Origin of the sequence: Sorangium sp. KYC3313, from assembly GCF_052075895.1 — a bacterium.
Taxonomy (GTDB): Bacteria; Myxococcota_A; Polyangia; order Polyangiales; family Polyangiaceae; genus Sorangium; species Sorangium cellulosum_B.
The window spans coordinates 736,683-753,774 of the sequence record NZ_CP197255.1 but is presented as its reverse complement, the minus strand read 5'-3'; the positions used below and the strand labels follow the sequence as shown (position 1 = coordinate 753,774).

Annotated in this window: 17 protein-coding genes and 1 pseudogene; 7 read left to right on the top strand and 11 right to left on the bottom strand. The window is 68.6% G+C overall.

The features are described 5' to 3' along the window. Positions 1-27 precede the first annotated feature (27 nt). The 4 genes from ACSRUE_RS02970 to ACSRUE_RS02955 are packed head-to-tail and all read left to right on the top strand — an operon-like array spanning position 28 to position 5,019. Entirely contained in the window at positions 28-1,311 is a 1,284-nt protein-coding gene (locus ACSRUE_RS02970) for a YcaO-like family protein (RefSeq protein ID WP_441289690.1), read from the top strand. Continuing rightward, a complete protein-coding gene (locus tag ACSRUE_RS02965) occupies positions 1,308-2,714 on the top strand; it encodes a TfuA-like protein (protein WP_441289689.1) in 1,407 nt (468 codons plus the stop codon). Before ACSRUE_RS02970 ends, ACSRUE_RS02965 begins: the two co-directional genes overlap by 4 nt. After that, a complete protein-coding gene (locus ACSRUE_RS02960; protein WP_441289688.1) occupies positions 2,711-3,673 on the top strand; it encodes an ABC transporter ATP-binding protein in 963 nt (320 codons plus the stop codon). Before ACSRUE_RS02965 ends, ACSRUE_RS02960 begins: the two co-directional genes overlap by 4 nt. Beyond that, the gene (locus ACSRUE_RS02955; protein WP_441289687.1) at positions 3,670-5,019 is read left to right on the top strand and encodes an ABC transporter permease; all 1,350 of its coding nucleotides are present in this window, start codon (positions 3,670-3,672) and stop codon (positions 5,017-5,019) included. The genes ACSRUE_RS02960 and ACSRUE_RS02955 overlap by 4 nt, the downstream gene beginning before the upstream one ends. Positions 5,020-5,160: 141 nt before the next feature. Here ACSRUE_RS02955 and ACSRUE_RS02950 read toward each other — a convergent pair whose 3' ends face one another. From ACSRUE_RS02950 to ACSRUE_RS02930, 5 genes are all read right to left on the bottom strand, one after another. After that, positions 5,161-5,655, bottom strand: coding sequence for an SRPBCC family protein (locus ACSRUE_RS02950; protein ID WP_437762557.1), 495 nt, complete (start codon positions 5,653-5,655; stop codon positions 5,161-5,163). Further along, positions 5,639-5,971, bottom strand: coding sequence for an ArsR/SmtB family transcription factor (locus ACSRUE_RS02945; protein ID WP_437762556.1), 333 nt, complete (start codon positions 5,969-5,971; stop codon positions 5,639-5,641). The genes ACSRUE_RS02950 and ACSRUE_RS02945 overlap by 17 nt, the downstream gene beginning before the upstream one ends. Positions 5,972-6,209: 238 nt before the next feature. Next, complete coding sequence (locus ACSRUE_RS02940) at positions 6,210-6,686, bottom strand: hypothetical protein (protein ID WP_441289686.1); 477 nt, start codon at positions 6,684-6,686, stop codon at positions 6,210-6,212. 157 nt (positions 6,687-6,843) lie between these two features. Next, positions 6,844-7,350, bottom strand: coding sequence for a hypothetical protein (locus tag ACSRUE_RS02935; RefSeq protein ID WP_441289685.1), 507 nt, complete (start codon positions 7,348-7,350; stop codon positions 6,844-6,846). Between the two features lie 242 nt (positions 7,351-7,592). After that, positions 7,593-7,994 carry an MmcQ/YjbR family DNA-binding protein gene (locus ACSRUE_RS02930; RefSeq protein ID WP_441289684.1) on the bottom strand — a complete coding sequence of 134 codons (402 nt, stop codon included), beginning with the start codon at positions 7,992-7,994 and terminating at the stop codon, positions 7,593-7,595. A 345-nt stretch (positions 7,995-8,339) separates the two neighbouring features. Between ACSRUE_RS02930 and ACSRUE_RS02925 the strand changes: the two genes are divergently transcribed. Then, entirely contained in the window at positions 8,340-8,507 is a 168-nt protein-coding gene (locus ACSRUE_RS02925; RefSeq protein ID WP_441289683.1) for a hypothetical protein, read from the top strand. A 19-nt stretch (positions 8,508-8,526) separates the two neighbouring features. Here ACSRUE_RS02925 and ACSRUE_RS02920 read toward each other — a convergent pair whose 3' ends face one another. Together ACSRUE_RS02920 and ACSRUE_RS02915 are read right to left on the bottom strand one after the other, a co-directional pair. Further along, complete coding sequence (locus ACSRUE_RS02920; RefSeq protein ID WP_441289682.1) at positions 8,527-9,171, bottom strand: hypothetical protein; 645 nt, start codon at positions 9,169-9,171, stop codon at positions 8,527-8,529. A 416-nt stretch (positions 9,172-9,587) separates the two neighbouring features. Continuing rightward, the gene (locus ACSRUE_RS02915; RefSeq protein WP_441289681.1) at positions 9,588-10,460 is read right to left on the bottom strand and encodes a helix-turn-helix domain-containing protein; all 873 of its coding nucleotides are present in this window, start codon (positions 10,458-10,460) and stop codon (positions 9,588-9,590) included. 798 nt (positions 10,461-11,258) lie between these two features. Here ACSRUE_RS02915 and ACSRUE_RS02910 point away from each other — a divergent pair. Beyond that, positions 11,259-12,287 (top strand): hypothetical protein, encoded by a 1,029-nt coding sequence (locus ACSRUE_RS02910; RefSeq protein ID WP_441289680.1) that lies wholly within the window; start codon positions 11,259-11,261, stop codon positions 12,285-12,287. 22 nt (positions 12,288-12,309) lie between these two features. Here the strand turns inward: ACSRUE_RS02910 and ACSRUE_RS02905 are convergent, their stop codons facing one another. Then, complete coding sequence (locus tag ACSRUE_RS02905) at positions 12,310-13,071, bottom strand: ATP-binding protein (protein WP_441289679.1); 762 nt, start codon at positions 13,069-13,071, stop codon at positions 12,310-12,312. Between the two features lie 391 nt (positions 13,072-13,462). Here ACSRUE_RS02905 and ACSRUE_RS02900 point away from each other — a divergent pair, with 391 nt between their 5' ends. Further along, positions 13,463-14,677 (top strand): poly(ethylene terephthalate) hydrolase family protein, encoded by a 1,215-nt coding sequence (locus ACSRUE_RS02900; protein ID WP_441289678.1) that lies wholly within the window; start codon positions 13,463-13,465, stop codon positions 14,675-14,677. A 25-nt stretch (positions 14,678-14,702) separates the two neighbouring features. On the opposite strand, the gene ACSRUE_RS02895 is transcribed toward ACSRUE_RS02900, so the two are convergent. The 3 genes and pseudogenes from ACSRUE_RS02895 to istA all read right to left on the bottom strand — a co-directional run. Next, positions 14,703-15,005 (bottom strand): glycoside hydrolase family 30 beta sandwich domain-containing protein, encoded by a 303-nt coding sequence (locus ACSRUE_RS02895; protein WP_044965132.1) that lies wholly within the window; start codon positions 15,003-15,005, stop codon positions 14,703-14,705. A gap of 72 nt (positions 15,006-15,077) precedes the next feature. Then, complete coding sequence (locus ACSRUE_RS02890; protein ID WP_441289677.1) at positions 15,078-15,839, bottom strand: ATP-binding protein; 762 nt, start codon at positions 15,837-15,839, stop codon at positions 15,078-15,080. 92 nt (positions 15,840-15,931) lie between these two features. Continuing rightward, positions 15,932-16,711, bottom strand: a pseudogene (gene istA / locus ACSRUE_RS02885) (IS21 family transposase); the annotation flags it as partial. Positions 16,712-17,092 lie beyond the last annotated feature (381 nt).

Here is a 17,092-nt window from a genome sequence, read left to right as displayed (position 1 = left end):
ACGGGCGCAGAGCGAAGGAGACGCATCGTGGAGACTCAGACCAAGCTTCCGCCCATGCCGGGGCTCTCGGGCCCCGAAAAGAAGCGCTTCATGAACGGCACCCACCGCGCGGCCTCGCCCGAGGAGACCTTCGATCGGATCAAGGGCTTCATGCCGGCGATGGGGATCACGCGGATCGCCAACGTCACGGGGCTCGACGCGATCGGGATACCGGTCGTCGTCGTCTGCCGCCCCAACTCGCGCTCTCTCTCGGTCAGCCAGGGAAAGGGGCTGACGCTCGCGGCGGCGAAGGTCTCGGGGCTGATGGAATCGATCGAGGCCTATCACGGCGAGAACATCGTCCGGCCGCTGCTCCTCGGCTCCTCTCGCGAGCTCTCGCGCTCCCACGCGATCGCCGACGTCTCCGCGCTGCCGCGGACCTCGAGCATGCCGCTCGACGAGGACACCCCGCTCCTGTGGGCCGAGGGCTACGACCTCCTGCGCGGCGCCCCGGTGTGGGTCCCCTACGAGCTCGTGCACGTCAACGCCACCGCGACGGGCCGCGTCAACCCGGGTATCTTCTGCTGCTCGACCAACGGGCTCTCGTCGGGAAACGGGCTCCTCGAGGCGGTGAGCTACGGTATCTGCGAGGTGGTCGAGCGCGACGCCACGGCCGTGTGGGGGGCCCTCACCGACGAGGAGCGGGACGCGAGGCGGCTCGATCTCGACAGCATCGACGATCCCGGCTGCCGCGAGGTGCTCGCGAAATTCTCGGCCGCCGGGATCGCCGTCGGCGCGTGGGAGACCACCTCCGACGTCGGCATCCCCTCGTACGAGTGCCTGATCGCCGAGCGGACGGAGGACGCCGTCCGGGCGCTCCACGGCTCCGGCGGGCAAGGCTGCCATCCGTCGCGCGCCGTCGCGCTGCTGCGCGCCCTCACCGAGGCCGCGCAGACCCGGCTCACGGTCATCTCGGGCGCGCGCGACGACCTCCTCCGGACCGAGTACGACCGCCACCGGAGCCCCGATCACGTCCGGCACCTCCGCCGGCTGCTGACGGCGCGCGGAGAGCGCCCGTTCTCCGCGGCGCCGACGTTCGCGGGCGACACGTTCGAGGACGACGTCGCCTGGCAGCTCGAGCGGCTGCGCGCCGTCGGGATCGACAGCGTCGTCGCCTTCGATCTCACGAAGCCGGAGTTCGGCATCCCCGTCGTCAAGGTCGTTATCCCCGGGCTCGAAGGGATCCACTCGTTCCCCAACTACATCCCTGGCCGCCGGTTCCGCCGCGCGCTCGAGCGCCGGAGCGCGGCGAGCCTGAAGGAGATCGTATGAGCATCATCGTCTTCCTCGGTCCGACCCTCTCGCTCGAGGCCGCGCGGGCGGAGCTCGACGCCGTCTATCTGCCGCCGGTCTCGCAGGGCGACGTCTACCGGGCATGCGCCAAGCGCCCGAGCGCCATCGCGATCATCGACGGCTACTTCGAGCGCGTCCCGGCGGTCTGGCACAAGGAGATCCTCTTCGCGATGGCGCAGGGCATCCACGTCTTCGGGAGCTCCAGCATGGGGGCGCTGCGCGCCGCCGAGCTCTCCGCCTTCGGCATGGAAGGCGTGGGCGCCATCTTCGAGGCGTACCGCGACGGCCTCCTCGAGGATGACGACGAGGTGGCCGTCGTCCACGGCCCCGCGGACAGCGGCTTTCGCGCCGGCTCCGAGGCGATGGTCAACCTCCGCAGGACGTTCGACGCCGCCGCTGCCGCGGGCGTGATCACCGCCGCCACGCGCGACGCGCTCACGGCGATCGCGAAGTCTCTTTACTATCCCGACCGCGTCTATCCCGTGATCCTCGACGCCGCGTCCCGCCACGGCGTCCCGCAGAGCGAGCTCGCGTCGCTGCGCGACTTCCTCCCGAAGGGGCGCGTCCACCAGAAGCGCGACGACGCGATCGCGCTGCTCCGGCACCTCCGCGCGCGCGCCGAGGCGGGCTTCTCGCTGAAGACCGTCACGTACAGGTTCGAGGTCACCGAGTTCTGGTGCCGCGCCGAGCAGGCCGCCGGCGAGATGGTCGCCGCGGAGCGCCCGAGCGCCGGCGACCCGTCGCCGTATGAGACGGTCGCCCTCGACGGCATCCTGGACGAGCTCCGCCTCGACGCGGCGGCGTACGGCCGGGCGAAGCGCGGGGCCATGCTTCGGTACCTCGCGCTGCAGGAGGCTGAGCGGCGCGGCCTCACCGTGGACAACGCCGCGCTGGAGCGGGCGTCCGACGCCTTCCGCCGCGAGCGGCGGCTCTACGAGCCGGACGACGTGAAGGCGTGGATGGGTCGGTTCAGCGTCGGCTGGGGCGAGCTGACGCGGCTGCTCCGTGACGAGGCGCTCATCGGCTGGGTCGAGAAGGCGGTCGACGAGGTGGCGCAAGGCCACGTCCGCGACCACCTCTCGGTCTCCGGCGAGTACGCGGAGCTGCTCTCTCGGGCCCGCGACAAGCAGCAGCGCCTCGCCGAGCTCGGCCTCTCGAACCCCGCCTTCTCCGACGCCGGGATGGCCGAAGGCGACCTGATCCGGTGGTATTTCGAGCGATGCCTTGGCGCGCCCGTGCCGCCCGATCCGGCGGGCGCCCTGCGCTCCGCCGGCTTCGCCGACGCGGACGAGTTCAAGCGCGTGGCGCTGCGCGAGGTGTGTTATCGCCGCGCCGCGCCCGGCGACCGCGCCGCGGGTGCCTCGGCCCCGGAGCGCCGATGACGCCCGCGATCGCGCTCCGCGGGGCGACGAAGGTCTTCGCGTCGCGCCGGGCCGTCGACGCCGTGTCGTTCGAGGTGCGGCGCGGCGGCGCCACCGCGCTCCTCGGCCGGAACGGCGCGGGGAAGACGACGACGATGCGCCTCGTGACAGGCATCCTCGTCCCCGACGAGGGCGCGGTCGAGGTCCTCGGAGGCAGGAGCGACAGCGTCGCGATCCGCGATCGCGTCGGGTACCTCCCGGAGGAGCGAGGCCTGTACAAGCAGATGCCGGTCGCCGAGCACCTGGCCTTCCTCGGCGAGCTCAAGGGCGTCCGCCCGCGCCGCGCGCGCGAGAGCGCCGCGCGGCTCCTCCGGTCGCTCGAGCTCACGCACGTCGCGCGCGCGCGGATCGAGACGCTGTCGAAGGGCAACCAGCAGAAGGTGCAGCTCTGCGGCGCGCTCGTCCACGACCCGGAGATCCTCGTCCTCGACGAGCCCATGTCGGGCCTCGATCCCGTCAACGCCGTGGTCGTGAAGCGGCTCTTCGGGGAGCTCCGCGCCGCCGGAAAGACCCTGTTGCTCTCGACCCACGTCATGCCGCTCGCCGAGAGCCTGGCCGACCACGTGGTCGTCGTCGATCGGGGGCGCGTCGTCCTTTCGGGGCCCGTCGGCGAGGTGAAGGCGTCCTTCGCCGGCAACACGGCGCGGATCGAGTTCGACGGCGACGGGACCTTCCTCCTCGGCGTCGACGGCGTGGTGAGCGCGCGGATCGAGGCCGGCGTCGCGGAGCTCGTGCTGCGCGACGCCGGCGACGCGCAGCGGGCGCTCTCGGCGGCGCTCTCGCGCCTCCAGGTGCGGCGGTTCGAGGTCTCGTCGCCGTCGCTCGGCGAGATCTTCTCTCGCGTCGTCGGCGAGGGCGCCCCGCCGCCGCTCGCCCACAGGGCGCGCGCGGCCCGCGGCGCGGCGCTGGAGGCATCGTGAGCCGCATCCTCGTCGTGCTGAAGCGCGAGTACGTCGCCTCGGTGAAGACCGCGTCCTTCGCCCTCACGACGCTCCTCCTGCCGGTCCTCTTCGCGGCGGTGGGCCTGCTCCCTGCGCTCATCGTCGCCGTCGGCGCCGGCGATCGCTCGGTCGTCGTTGTCGACGGGACAGGCCGGCTCCGCGGGGTCGTGGAGGCCGCCTCCGCGAGCCTCGACGACGAGGCGTCGGCGCGGTCCTCCGCGAGGTCGCTCGGCGCCGCGATGGGCGGCGCGGTGCTCCCGGGGGCCGCCCGGCTGCGGCTCACCTACGTGGCCCCCGGGGACGCCGCCGCCACGAGCGCGGCCGTCGCGGCGCTGCTCGACGGCGCGAGGGCGGGCGTCGAGACGGGAGGGCACGGCGTGGACGGCGTCGTGGTGCTCCCGCCCGCGATGCTCGAGGACCCCGGCGCGCGGGGCGCGCTGTACGCGACGGGGGCTGATCTCGATGCCGTCGAGCACGCCGCTGCGGTGGTGGCGCGCGGCGTCGCCGTGGCGCGGTGGACGGCGCGCGGCCACGACGCCGCCGAGATCGAGGGCCTCCTGTCGCCTCCTGCGTTCGAGCCGGCGCCTCTCTCCTCGCGCGGCCCCGGGGGCCCCGGCGGCGACCTCGACCTGCTCGTCGCCTTCGGCTTCGGCGGCCTGCTCTTCGTCGCGATCCTCTTGAATGGTCGCGAGATCTTGCGCCGCATCGTGCAGGAGAAGTCGGACCGGATCATGGAGATCCTCCTCTCCTCGGTGACCCCGTTCGAGCTCCTGTCCGGGAGGATCCTCGGCCTCGCCGCCGCCGGCCTCACGCAGATCCTCGTGTGGCTCGGGATGGCGGCTGTCGCGGGCGTCGCGGTAGGCGCGCTGGGAGGCCCGCGCCTCATCGACGCCGAGACGCTGCTTCGTCCCATGGTCGCCGTGTACTTCGTCGTGTTCTTTCTCCTGGGATATCTCGTGAACGTGGCTGTCTATGCCATCGGGGGCGCGGCCGCGAGCTCCGAGAAGGCCGCGCAGCAGCTGATGAGCCCGATCTCGATGGCGCTCTCCGCGCCGCCGTTCTTCCTCGTGGTGATCGCCGGTCACCCCGGCTCGACGCTCGCCGTCGTTCTCTCGATGATCCCGATCTACGCGCCGATGGTGATGTTCGTCCGGGTCCTCGTCTCCGAGCCGCCGCTCTGGCAGATCCTCGTCGCCATCGGCGGCACCGGCGCGACCGTGCTGCTCTTCGTCTGGGTCGCTGCAAGGATCTTCCGGATAGGCGTCCTCTCCCATGGATCGACGCCGACTCTCCGTGAGCTCTGGCGCTGGGCCCGCGCCAGGTGACGCGGGCGGACGGCGCGATCGGCTGTCCGGACGCGTGCTGCAGCGCTCGAGGCACGGACCGCGGTGGCGCTCCACCCGCGCGGGGCCCGAGCCTGCGGCATCCACGCCGGCGCCTGGATGTGGATGCCGCGTCGTGGGGGCTCAAGCTGCCGAGAGCGTCTTGCCTGTCTCGAGCAGCGTCTTCAGATCGCTCAGGATGTAGCTCCAGCCGCCGCCGGCTTCCTTGATCGCGCCCGAGGTGATGGCGGCTGTCTTGGGCGCGTCGCCGACCTCGTGCGTCACGGTCAGCGACGTGATGCCGTAGGGGCTCACCTCGATCTCCCAGGTAAGTCGCCTGAAGCCTTCCTCCTTCATCTCGGGATCCCAGAGGATGCGCCACGTCTGAACGAGCTTTCGCGGGGGATCGGCCTCGATGACCTCTCCATCGATGATCACGTTGGGGCCGCCGTGCTGGGCCATCTCCGTGTTCGCGAATGCCTGGTATTTGCCGCCGGGGCGCAGATCGTACTCCGCGCGGGCGCAGTAACCGTACCTCTCGATCCACTCGGGCTTCGTGATCGCATCCCAGACGGCCTCGGGCGTCGCCTTGATGTGGACTCGGTAAATGTGGACCGGCTTCTCACTCTTCGTCGTCATTGTTCTTCTCCAGTTGTCTCTTCAGATCAACGAGCGCCGAAATGCGCCCCTCGGTGTACTTGTCGATCCAACGATCGTGGATCTGGCGAATGGGGACCGGGTTCAGGTAGTGAAGCTTCTTCCGGCCCGATCGAACCGTGACGACGAGCCCCGCGGCTTCGAGCACCCGAAGGTGCTTCATCACGCCGAACCGCGACATCTCGAGCCCGGACTCGAGCTCCGTGAGCGTGAGGCCGTCACGCGCGAAGAGTCGGTCGAGGAGGGAGCGCCGGGTGGGATCGGCCAGCGCCTTGAAGACGCGATCGTCGTCCGTCACCTCCTTAATATGTTACCAAACGGTCACCTGTCAAGCTCCGGGATGCTCGGCCGGCGCGGGTCCGGGCGTGGGCCGAGGCAGGTGCTCGGATGTAGGATGCGAGGCGCCGCGACAGCTCACGCTCGCGCTCGGCGACCGAAGGCATGGGCGTGAGGGGATGCGGTGACGCAGGGCTGACGCCGGGCGTGCCGTCAGATCGAGAGCGGCCGGGCCGCCGGCAAGCGGGCGAGGGGTGACCTCAGAAGCCTTCGCCGTTTTCGAGGATCGACGGGCAGATCGCGCGGACGCCCGCGCACTCCGCAGGAGGCTGCAAGAGGTCGAGGCTGGACCCGCACGAGAGCGCCTTGAGGGTGCCGGCCATGGCGATCAGGCAGGCCTTGGCCTCCGCGACCGTGACGGTGCACCCCTCGAAGTCGTACGTGAAGCACCTGGTCGACGTCAGAGGTTCATTGGCAGAGATGAGGCACGCCCGCCAGATGGCCACGCATTCCTCTATCTCAGAGGAGTTGAGCAGTCCGATGAGATCGCACTGGTCTGCTTTCGCGAGCTTCATCGGCTCTTTGAGATCGTCGCACACCTGACTGGCCTCTTCGGTCGTCAGCTCGCCGAGCTGCAGGTTCTCGTCGAGGGCGCTTGCGGTCTCGCCCCCATCGTCAACGCACGCCGCAAGCGCGAGCCCAGCCGCCAGGACCTCGAGAAGCGTCGTTTGTCTCATTCGAGCTCTCCTTGACAAGGAAGGTGCGTTCCTGGCCGTTCAGGACCCGCAGGCGCCCCGTTGGCCTCGAAGATACCAACGCTTTGCGCTCTCGGGCGGCGTCCCCATCCGGATCGCCGCGTCGGCCTTGCGTGTCACGCCTGGGCGAGCGGCGACCTCAGGAGCCCTCGCCCTCGCCTTCGGTCTCGCCGAGCTCCGGGCACTTCTCGTTGACGACCGCGCACGCGGCGGGCTGCTGCGCCAGGTCCGCAATGCTCGATTCACACGTGAGCGCTCTCATGGCGCTCGTCATTGCGGTCATACAGGCCTTCATCTCTGCGACCGTGGCGGTGCACCCCGCGAACTCGGACGGATCGCACGAACCGATCGACTCGGGATCCTCCGGCGCGCTGATGCACTGCTCCTTGAAGGTCTCGCAATCCCCCCCGAGGATGGTGTTGCCCAGCCCGATGACCTCGCACGAGTCCTCCTTCGACAGCTCGATCGACCCTGCGAGGTCCGCGCACACCTGCTGGGACTCCGCGGCCGTCAGCTCGTCGAGCTGCTTGCCGTCGAGAGCGCCCCCGCCGCTGGTGTTGCCGCCGGTCTCGGCCCCGTTGCCTGCCTCGTCATCGCCGCACGCCACGAGCGAGAGCCCGGCCATCAAGAGTCCAAGAAGCTTCATTCGTGTCATCGAGTACTCCATCATCGAGAAGGTCCACCTGAGTGTCCGCGCGGCGCTCGAGACGGCTCCGCCGGAACAAGCGGGCGGGCTGCCCCGTCGATCGGGCAGGCGCCCATGCGTGAACCTACTACGACCTGGATCGAACTTTCCTTCCTCACCATCGGAAAATGGACGGCGGCCTCCGGCCCGGGGCTCGCCGCGCGCGGCCGAGGCGCTCTCCGGACCGCGCATCCCGGCGCCGGTCACGTCGCGCGCCGGCGTCTCCGGGGAGGTGAGGGAGCGCCTGGCGGCGCCGCCGGCTCCCCGCTGCGGCCCGCGTCCCACTGCGCGACAACGCGCTTCGGCGCCACGCGGCGCCAGGCGCCCACGAGCAGCTCTTCCAGGAGCGTCCGGTCGACGCGGCGGAGCTCCACCCGGGTCCAGCCCTGGTGTCCCCACGGCGTCACGGAGAAGACGTCGGGCTGCGCCTGCACCAGGCTGTCCTGCTCCTCGAGGGACAGCTTGAGGACCGCGCGCTCCTCCGCCACCCAGTGGGTCGCGAAGATCTTCCCTCGCACGCGGAACGACGGCTTGCCGAAGTGGTCCTGCTCCTCGGCCTCGGGCAGCGACAGCGCGAGCTTTCGAAGATCGTCGGAAGAGATCACGGCGGTGCGCCTCGGCAGCGAGGATACGGCGCTGTCGTGACGGAGCTCAAGCCCGCGCCGCCTCGAGGACCGCCGACGCGCGGTGGCGAGAGATGGAACGGGCGCTGGGGCGCCACAACGCCGGGCAGGCGCGGGTCATCCCCATCCTCCTCGACGCCGGCTGGCGCGTCGGCGGCGGACGCGGGGCTTGGGAGGCGCGGGACCGACGGCGCGGCCGCGGACCCCGCCGCCAGGGACCGTGAGCGTCGGCGAGCCGGAGCCGCGGTCGCCCATACCCCGAATCAGCTAGGCTGCTCGCCATGGGACAGGATAGGCGCAGCGCTCGGAGCCGCGACGGGAGCTCCCTTGGGGCTGCTCCTGGGGGCGCTCTTCGGAGGCAACTTCGCGACCGACTTCGAATCAGGGGGGCTCCGGGGATACGAGGCGACGGGCCGGCTCGGCCTGTTGCTGGGCGCCGCGCTCGGGTCGGTGCTCGGCGCCGCCTCGGCCCGGGCGAGAGGACGAGGCGGATGAGCCGTAGCCCGAGCTCGGACTATGGGGCGTCGAACTCCACGACGACGCTGTTATGGCACTCCGACAGACCCCCGCACGCTGTCCCCGGATGGCCGATATGCGTGTCGTCGTGCTGCCATGCCCTCACGGCGAGCCGATACTCTACCCATCCACCAGCGATGGAGGTCACGGGAAGGGGGCTGCTCGTCTCTCCAGCTCCGTGCGGAAAGTTCTCTGGATCGTAAGTGCAGGTTCCGCCCACGAGACTTCCGTACATGTTGCCCCCCTTGACGAAGAGCCAAGTGGTCGTTGAGGCGAATGGGATCACGACTCTGAAATAAAGGCCCCACGTGAGCGCCGTATGATTGCAGTCCCATGCCGACGAATTCACGTTAGGGCCGTAATGAGGGGTCATCACCTTGGCGTTCGTGCCATTCTTGAAATTGAGCCAGGTGTAGCCCATGCACTCCGAGGCGGTGAACCCGGGGACTTGAACCGAAGAATCGCTGCCGGACAGCGTGCCGAGGTCGAGATCGATCGGCAACGTTCCTGCTCGAAGCTCGTCGATGCAGCCCTCGGGAAGATCGCTCATCTCGACTTCGTGAGCGTGGGCATCCCGTTCCCAACCAAGCACGGGGGCTGCCAAGGTGATAGCACTTGCGATGATAAGATTCGCGGATCGCATGGATGAATTTCTCCTTGATTGAACCGGCCGATGAATACATCGAGACGCAGGTGCCCGAGCCGAGGTCCACCGTGCTCCGAGGGTCGACCACGACGCTCGAGCAACCTCCCGGAGCCAGCGAGGCGGCCGTGTTCGGCCCAATCGGCGGTACGCTGAGAAGCGATGGAAATAACCGCGTGCGCTCCGGAAACTCGACGCTCCTTCTCCGTCTCGCTCGGAGGTCATAGCAAGCCATGTGCCGGGCGCAGAGGGCGCTTGCTTTCTCGAACCGTCGCGCTCCACACGCCGGATCATGGGTCGTCCGCACGTGAAGCGCGGCCCATTCCTCCCTGAGATGTCACGGATCGCAGCGTGACATGTCACGGATCGCAGCGTGACATGTCACGGATCGCAGCGAGCTTCAGGCCGACGCGGTGTTATGGGCTCATGCCGGCGACGTCGATCAGCGCCGCGCGCGTCCGGGTCGGGGTCGTCCCGCTGAACTGCTTCACGTCCCGCGCGAGGTGCGCCTGGTCGTAGTAGCCGAACCGCTGGGCGAGCTCCGCCCAGGTCCCCGTGCCGCCCGTCTTGAGGTGCCGCACCAGCCGGTCGAAGCGCACGAGGCGCGCGAGGAGCTTGGGCGGGACGCCGACGTGCTCGCGGAACAGGCCGATCACGTGCTTCTGGCTGTAGCCGAGCTCGCGCGCCAGGGCGCGCATGTCGACCGCGCCCCCGCGCTCCTCGATGCGGCGGAACGCCCACGAGACCACGCCGACCTCGAGCCGCGCCTCGTCCACGCGCTCGCCGAGCGCCCGCTCGATCAGGTCGAAGCGCGCGTCCCAGGTCGGGAGCTCCTCGAGGCGCTCGGCCAGCCGGGCGTGCTTCCTGGGGAGCAGATCGCGCGCCGAGATCACGCGCCCGGTCAGCTCCTCCATGGGCACGCCGAAGAAGAGCCGCGCGCCGATGGGGGTGAGGTTCACCTGGAGCCCGCGCTGGAACCCGTCGTGCTCGGTGATCGTGAAGGTGGCGTCGAGGCCCGCGACGAAGCCGCCGGGGTGCGAGGAATGGCGGCGATCGCTCCCCGCGTCGAACACGCGCAGCGGCGGTCCGAACTCGATGATCACGACGATCTGCGGCGCCGGGAGCTCCCGCCGCCGCAGCGGCCCGGGCGTCTCCTCCGTGTAGCCGCTGTAGTCGCGGATGTACGGGCGGAGGCGCGGCGCCGGGGGCCGCGTCGCGAGCTCCCAGCGGCCCTCACCGGAGTTGCCGCGGGCGATCCGTGCACGAGGCGCCAGCGCTTGCATCGCCATCGCGGGGGAAGGGTACCCGTCGACGCGGGCGCGAGCCAGCCGCGCGCGCGGGGCGGGGCGTGTCAGCGGATCGTCTTACAGCGCCTCAGCCCGAGGTGGCATCGTGCTCCTCGGCCTCGATGAGCCCAACGTCGGGGTATTGCAAAGATTTTTCCTTGCCAGCGCCGCCCGGCCCAGGCTCGCCTCCGGTTGCCGCGCGTTCGGGGTGTCGTCTTCCCTGGCAGCCCCAGGGCGCCTGACGGGGGCGCCGGGCCGAGGGAGACCTCGTCGTTCACCGGTCATGCATCCCGTTCCTCGGAGGCGGGATCGCGTCAGTCATGGCAACGTCCAGGCCGCCGCGCTGACGCTCGGCGCGCTGGCTGAGGCTTTCGTCCCCCCAGAGAATGCGTTATTGGTTTTGTTGTCGCGCCGCCGCGCTGGCCTGATTAGCATGAGCGCGACGATCCGCCTACAGCAGATATCCCGGAAACACAGCGATGGCACGCACCGCACCCGTACCCAATATCCCCGCAATTCCCGGCATGAACCCGGGTGTCTTCATCGCTGGTGGAGGCGGCGGAGGACGCGGAAAAGAGGAGCGAGGGCGTGGCGGGAAGCGGAGCGCAGGCGGTAAGAATGGCGAGGGAGACCCTAGAGCGACAAACGGGTTGAAACCCCGAGAAAAAGCGGGAGTTTCACAGGGAGGCGAGGAGGCGGGGAGCGAGAGACGGCGAGAAGAAGAATTTTTTTTTCTCTCTCTCTCTCTCTCTCTTCCTCCCCGCCTCCTCGCCTCCCTGTGAAGATTCTCCGGGTTTCAACATGATTGGTGTCCTAGGCCGAGAGCTCGAGATTATCGACCCCGCCGGCGGCAGCACGACGATTCACCGCGATCGCTCCGGCGAAGTCGTCTTGATGCGCGATCAGGTAAATGGTTTAATTCAGTTCAATCATATTGAACGAGGTGTCGCGCGTGAGGTCATCGATGAGCGCGGTGGGCGGCATCTGTTCGAGTACGACCATCACGGTAACTGCACCGCTCGCACGTTCCCGAACGGGGCGCGTTATCAGTTCATGTATGACTACTGGGGACGCCTGCTTCGGATCGTGAATCCGCTCGGTTACGAAATACATCTCCGCTACACCCGATCGGGGCGGGTGACGCACATCGTGGATCAGCTCGGTCGAACCACAAGTTGTCGCTATGACGGGATGGGCAACCTGGTCTCGACCACGGAGCCGAACGGCAGCACGACGACGTATGAATACGGTGGGTTGAATTGGCTCACGCGCGTCGTGCATCCCGATGGCTCCGAGCTGCGCGCGTTCTACAACCGCGAGGGATGGCTGCTGTACCATCTGAACGAGCGAGGCGAGAAATCCGAGCGCTCGTACCTGGCAGACGGGAACCTCTCCTCGGAGCGCCAGTTTCATGGCGCGAGCGTCCGCTACCGACGCGATCTGCTCGGGCGCATCACGGGATACGACGAAGGCGACGGCCTGCATGAGCTGAAGCTCAGTCCGGCGGGGCAGATCCTGGAGCACGTCGCACACGACAACTCCGCGCGGCGCTTCGAGTATGACCCGCGCGGCGAGCTGATGTTTGCGTCCTCCGCGGAGGTCGAGCTCGCGTTCGAGCGTGACGGGGAGGGCCGGATTACCAAGGAATCCATCACCGTGGAGGGGACGACCTACGTCGTTCAGAGCTGGCGCAACGAAGCCGGAGATCGTTTGGCGCTTCGGACGTCGCTCGGCCACGAGCTGCGCGTGAAGCGAGACGTGTTGATGATCGCGGCAATCCGCGGGGGTTCGGTGAAGTTCACCGGTGAAACCCGCATCCGACGCCGGTGAAGTTCACCGGTGAAGAGGCGGCTCAGTGCTTCTTGGCGCGGCGCTGCTTGATGCGGGAGGCGCTCAGCTCCTTGGCTTCCTTGAGCCGGTAGCTCTCGGCCTCGATCTCGATCACCTCGGCCCTGTGCACGAGCCGGTCGACGAGCGTGACGACGCAGGCGGCGTGCGGGAAGACCTGGCCCCAGTCGGAGAAGGCCTTGTTCGTGCTGAGCAGGAGCGGCTTCTGCGCGTCGTAGCGACGAGTGACGACCTCGAACAGCAGGTCGGCGTAGCGGCCGTCGTAGGAGAGATAGCCGACTTCGTCGATGCAAAGAAGGGCGGGAACCGTGTAGCGGTGCAGCCGGCGCGCGAGCGCGGCCGAGGACTCCTGCGCGGCGAGGTCGGCGAGCATGTCGCTCGCGGTCGAGAAGCGGACCGTGTGACCGCGGATGACGGCCTGGTGGGCGACGTTCTTCAAGATCATGGTCTTGCCGACGCCGTTGGGGCCGACGAGCACGGCGTTGTGGCCGGCGGTGATGAAGCCGGGAGCGAAGAGGTCGTCGACGGCCTCGCGGTCGATTTTCTTGGGCCAGGACCAGTCGAAGTCGGCCATGGGCTTGAAGGCGGCTACGCGGGAATTTTTGATGCGGCGTTCAAGGCTGCGCTTGTGGCGCTCGCGCTCCTCGATGGCGAGCACCTCGCGAAGCCAGGGCTTGTCGGCGAGCTCCTCCCAGCACGCGAGCAGACCAAACAGGCCGAGGCCGTTCAGGCGGGCCTTCGTCTCGGTGGGCGTTAGATCGGTCATGGCGTCGGGTCCTTCTTCAGGGCGTCGTAGGTGGCGAGCGAATGCGGCGTGACGACGAGGGCGGCGTGCTGGCCGCGCGTGACGGGGCGGCCGTTTGGACGAGCTCAGTAGTGTACAGCTATACGGTAAGATGCCTTCCGCTTGGTGCCAGCAGTGTACAGCTATACGGTAGGATGCCTTCCGCTTGGTGCGACGTCGCGGTAATCGCAGGCGTTTCACGAGTGGAAGGCCTGTCTGATCGCATAAGGCCCGTTCTGTCAATAAGCTCGTACAGTCGGACTGCACGAGCCAGGAGCGGCTCCGAGAAACTTGACTTTGCGGAACGCGTTTGCTTGTCCTATCCGCCAAAGCGCTTGACGACGCTGAGCGGCTGGGCGAGGACAGAGTCACCATGAGGCGTTGGCTACTGGCTTTGGGCGTGTGCGTTTCCACCGCGGCGTGTGGTAACGGATCGAATGGGGACGCTGCCGCGAGCGGGGGCGCGGTTGGCACGGACAGCGGTGGGACGGGCAGCGGGGGCACGGCCTCCGGTGGTGCGACGGGCTCTGGGGGAACGGCCGAAAGCGGCGGCGCATCCAGCGGCGGCGCATCCAGCGGCGGCGCATCCAGCGGTGGGGCTGGCGGCTCGGCGTCGGGCGGCTCGGGTGGGGCCACGGGTGGCGCGGCTTCGGGCGGGCAACCGGGCAGCGGCGGCCAAGGAAATGCCGGAAGCGGCGGCTCGACCGGTAGCGGCGGCTCGGTCAGTAGCTGCGTCGGCGACCCGTTCCCCACGGCCGATCCTACCAAGACGGGCCCCTTCTCGGTCACCGCAGACAAGAACGTCGGCCCCCTCGCCGGCGTCGTTCCCGATCCGATCTATGGGGACGAGCAACAGCGCTTCCACGTGTACCGCCCGAGCAATATCGCAACCAGCGGCCACTGCCATCCGATCCTGATCTGGGCCAATGGCTACCGGGACAATCCGGAGCAGAACCCGCCGAAATGCGTCGTCAACGCCGGCAGCAATCAGTGGTGCGGACAATACGGACCGATCGTCAACCATCTCGCGTCCCACGGTTTCGTCGTGGTGGCTTCTCTCAGCACCGCGACCGCCGAAGGCGATCCTCTTCCCACGACCGCGGGCCTCGATTGGATCTTGGAACAAGCCGAGGATGCGAGCAGCCCGTACTATCACGCCCTCGACACCACGAAGATCGGCCAGCTTGGCCATTCCTATGGGGGCATGTCGACTTGCAAGACGGCCTCCGATCCCCGTTTCTCGGCCCTCGGCACGATTTGCGGCACCACTGCCCTCAAGGGAGTGCACACCCCCATGTTGTTCTTCTGCGGGGGGAAGGACTCCACGGTGAAATGCAGCGGGGTCCACGATGTCTTCAAGACGGTCACCGATCAGCCCGCGTTTTTCCTCAACGAGCTCAACGCGGATCACGGTAGCTGGGTCTATCAGGGCGCAAATGGCGTGTCCCTGTCGTCGGCCGCGGCCTGGTTCCGCGCTCATCTGATGGATGACACAGCGAACAGGAACTTCTTCTACGGCGACAACTGCAAGTTCTGCACCGATGGCCGCGTGCAAGCAGAGCAGAACGCCCTGATGAAGGTCCCCTGAGCGACGGGGCCGATCTGGCTAGGCTTCACTGACTCACGAACGTCGTCACGCTCATGGCTTCGAGGGCCATCGGGAGCGTGGCGTCCGTTACGGTGACGGGAGTTCCTTCGGCCCAGTTCTTCGGAGCGGCGGTCACGAAGGGGACCATCGCGCTTGGCGCGGTGCCGCCTGCGAAGGCGAGGGGAACGGTCTGGGCGGAGGTTGTCTCGTTGATGGCGACGACGACGACTTTGCCGCTGTCGTTTGTGTAGGCGCTGACGAGGACCTTTTCCGGGAAGACGCCGGTGTTGATGATCGCGGCAATCCGCGGGGGTTCGGTGAAGTTCACCGGTGAAATCCGCGCCCGGTGCCGGTGAAACCCGCATCCGACGCCGGTGAAGTTCACCGGTGAAGAGGCGGCTCAGTGCTTCTTGGCGCGGCGCTGCTTGATGCGGGAGGCGCTCAGCTCCTTGGCTTCCTTGAGCCGGTAGCTCTCGGCCTCGATCTCGATCACCTCGGCCCGGTGCACGAGCCGGTCGACGAGCGTGACGACGCAGGCGGCGTGCGGGAAGACCTGGCCCCAGTCGGAGAAGGCCTTGTTCGTGCTGAGCAGGATCGGCTTCTGCGCGTCGTAGCGACGAGTGACGACCTCGAACAGCAGGTCGGCGTAGCGGCCGTCGTAGGAGAGATAGCCGACTTCGTCGATGCAAAGAAGTGCGGGAACCGTGTAGCGGTGCAGCCGGCGCGCGAGCGCGGCCGAGGACTCCTGCGCGGCGAGGTCGGCGAGCATGTCGCTCGCGGTCGAGAAGCGGACCGTGTGACCGCGGATGACGGCCTGGTGGGCGACGTTCTTCAAGATCATGGTCTTGCCGACGCCGTTGGGGCCGACGAGCACGGCGTTGTGGCCGGCGGTGATGAAGCCGGGAGCGAAGAGGTCGTCGACGGCCTCGCGGTCGATTTTCTTGGGCCAGGACCAGTCGAAGTCGGCCATGGGCTTGAAGGCGGCTACGCGGGAATTTTTGATGCGGCGTTCAAGGCTGCGCTTGTGGCGCTCGCGCTCCTCGATGGCGAGCACCTCGCGAGGCCAGGGCTTGTCGGCGAGCTCCTCCCAGCACGCGAGCAGACCAAACAGGCCGAGGCCCTTCAGGCGGGCCTTCGTCTCGGTGGGCGTTAGATCGGTCATGGCGTCGGGTCCTTCTTCAGGGCGTCGTAGGTGGCGAGCGAATGCGGCGTGACGACGAGGGCGGCGTGCTGGCCGCGCGTGACGGGGATCGTCGCTCGTCGGTTGAGGTCGTCGAGGTCGGCGTAGGTCCGGGCCTCGAAGAACGCCTCGCGGACGTAGCGGATAGCGCGCTCGACGCGGCCCTTCTCGTTGCCGCGGGCGACGGCGACAGGGCGCGGCTCGAAGCGGTAATGCGCCGACAGAGCCAGGAGCATGGGGTGAAACCGGATCGCGTCGCCGTGGCGCTCCACGACAGCGCTCTTGAGGTTGTCGTAGAGCAGCACGCGCGGGACGCCGTCGATGTCGGCGAACGCCTCGACGTGCCCGCGCACGAAGAAGGGCATCGCCGCGCTCGGGAAGAAGCGCAGGAAGAGCCGCCGCGAGTAGCTGAGCACCATGACGAAGGCCCAGAGCGGGCGCAGCGCCCGGCCGACAGCCAGCTTGCCGAAGTGCGCCCAGTCGACCTGCGCTTGCTCGCCGGGCAGCGTGCGCAGCCGCTGAAATGCCTCTGCCGGTTTCTTGGGGCGGAGACGGCCGATCACCCGACGCAGATGATCGGGACCGCCCGGATAGCCCCGCTCCTTGAGCATGCCGAAGAGGCGACTGGAGCGCAGCGAGGGATACTTGCCGAGCTGCTCGACGATGAAGGGCACGAACGGGTCGACCATCGACGGGCGCGGCGCGACGACCTTCGGGCCGACGCCCGATTGCCCGAGCACGCGCTGAACGGTGGTGTGGTGCAGCCCGAGCTGAGCGGCAATGGTGCCCACGGGCCTCTTCTCACCATGATAGAGGCGCAGAACCTCGGCCTCCTTCTCTTTCGCGATCACCACCGCCTCCCGTCACCGCGGAGGGCTTCGTGGGACGCGGGGAGCGCGTCGGTGAACCGCTGACCGAGCGCGCCGCTCGCGCAGGGCCCAGGGCGGAAGCCGCGCTCCGCAGAGCGAGCAGCGGCCGACATCTCGGATCCAATCGTCATCGTTGTCCTTTCGGCCGGGGTGATCTCCGGCGCGAGCTGGGACATCGACGCGGCCGCGGCTTGTGTCACCCCGTGATGCGTCACTTTCTGCGCGGAGAACTTGTCCCGCTGCCGGTCCCGATACCGGGCCTGGCGAGCGGCATGGAGGCGGCGAGCGCGAGGCCGGCTCTGGTAGGCGACGCCGGCGCGACGGAGCGACTCACGACGCCGGAGCGGGCGGCAGTCGGGGCAGAGG

Bases quoted from the DNA above. Each gene is read 5' to 3' on its own strand.
- ACSRUE_RS02965 (WP_441289689.1), top strand. From the start codon at position 1,308: ATGAGCATCATCGTCTTCCTCGGTCCGACCCTCTCGCTCGAGGCCGCG.
- ACSRUE_RS02935 (WP_441289685.1), bottom strand. From the start codon at position 7,350: ATGAAGCTTCTTGGACTCTTGATGGCCGGGCTCTCGCTCGTGGCGTGC.
- ACSRUE_RS02940 (WP_441289686.1), bottom strand. From the start codon at position 6,686: ATGAGACAAACGACGCTTCTCGAGGTCCTGGCGGCTGGGCTCGCGCTT.
- ACSRUE_RS02890 (WP_441289677.1), bottom strand. From the start codon at position 15,839: ATGACCGATCTAACGCCCACCGAGACGAAGGCCCGCCTGAAGGGCCTC.
- ACSRUE_RS02900 (WP_441289678.1), top strand. From the start codon at position 13,463: ATGAGGCGTTGGCTACTGGCTTTGGGCGTGTGCGTTTCCACCGCGGCG.
- ACSRUE_RS02915 (WP_441289681.1), bottom strand. From the start codon at position 10,460: ATGGCGATGCAAGCGCTGGCGCCTCGTGCACGGATCGCCCGCGGCAAC.
- ACSRUE_RS02910 (WP_441289680.1), top strand. From the start codon at position 11,259: ATGATTGGTGTCCTAGGCCGAGAGCTCGAGATTATCGACCCCGCCGGC.
- ACSRUE_RS02950 (WP_437762557.1), bottom strand. From the start codon at position 5,655: ATGACGACGAAGAGTGAGAAGCCGGTCCACATTTACCGAGTCCACATC.
- ACSRUE_RS02905 (WP_441289679.1), bottom strand. From the start codon at position 13,071: ATGACCGATCTAACGCCCACCGAGACGAAGGCCCGCCTGAACGGCCTC.
- ACSRUE_RS02960 (WP_441289688.1), top strand. From the start codon at position 2,711: ATGACGCCCGCGATCGCGCTCCGCGGGGCGACGAAGGTCTTCGCGTCG.
- ACSRUE_RS02920 (WP_441289682.1), bottom strand. From the start codon at position 9,171: ATGCGATCCGCGAATCTTATCATCGCAAGTGCTATCACCTTGGCAGCC.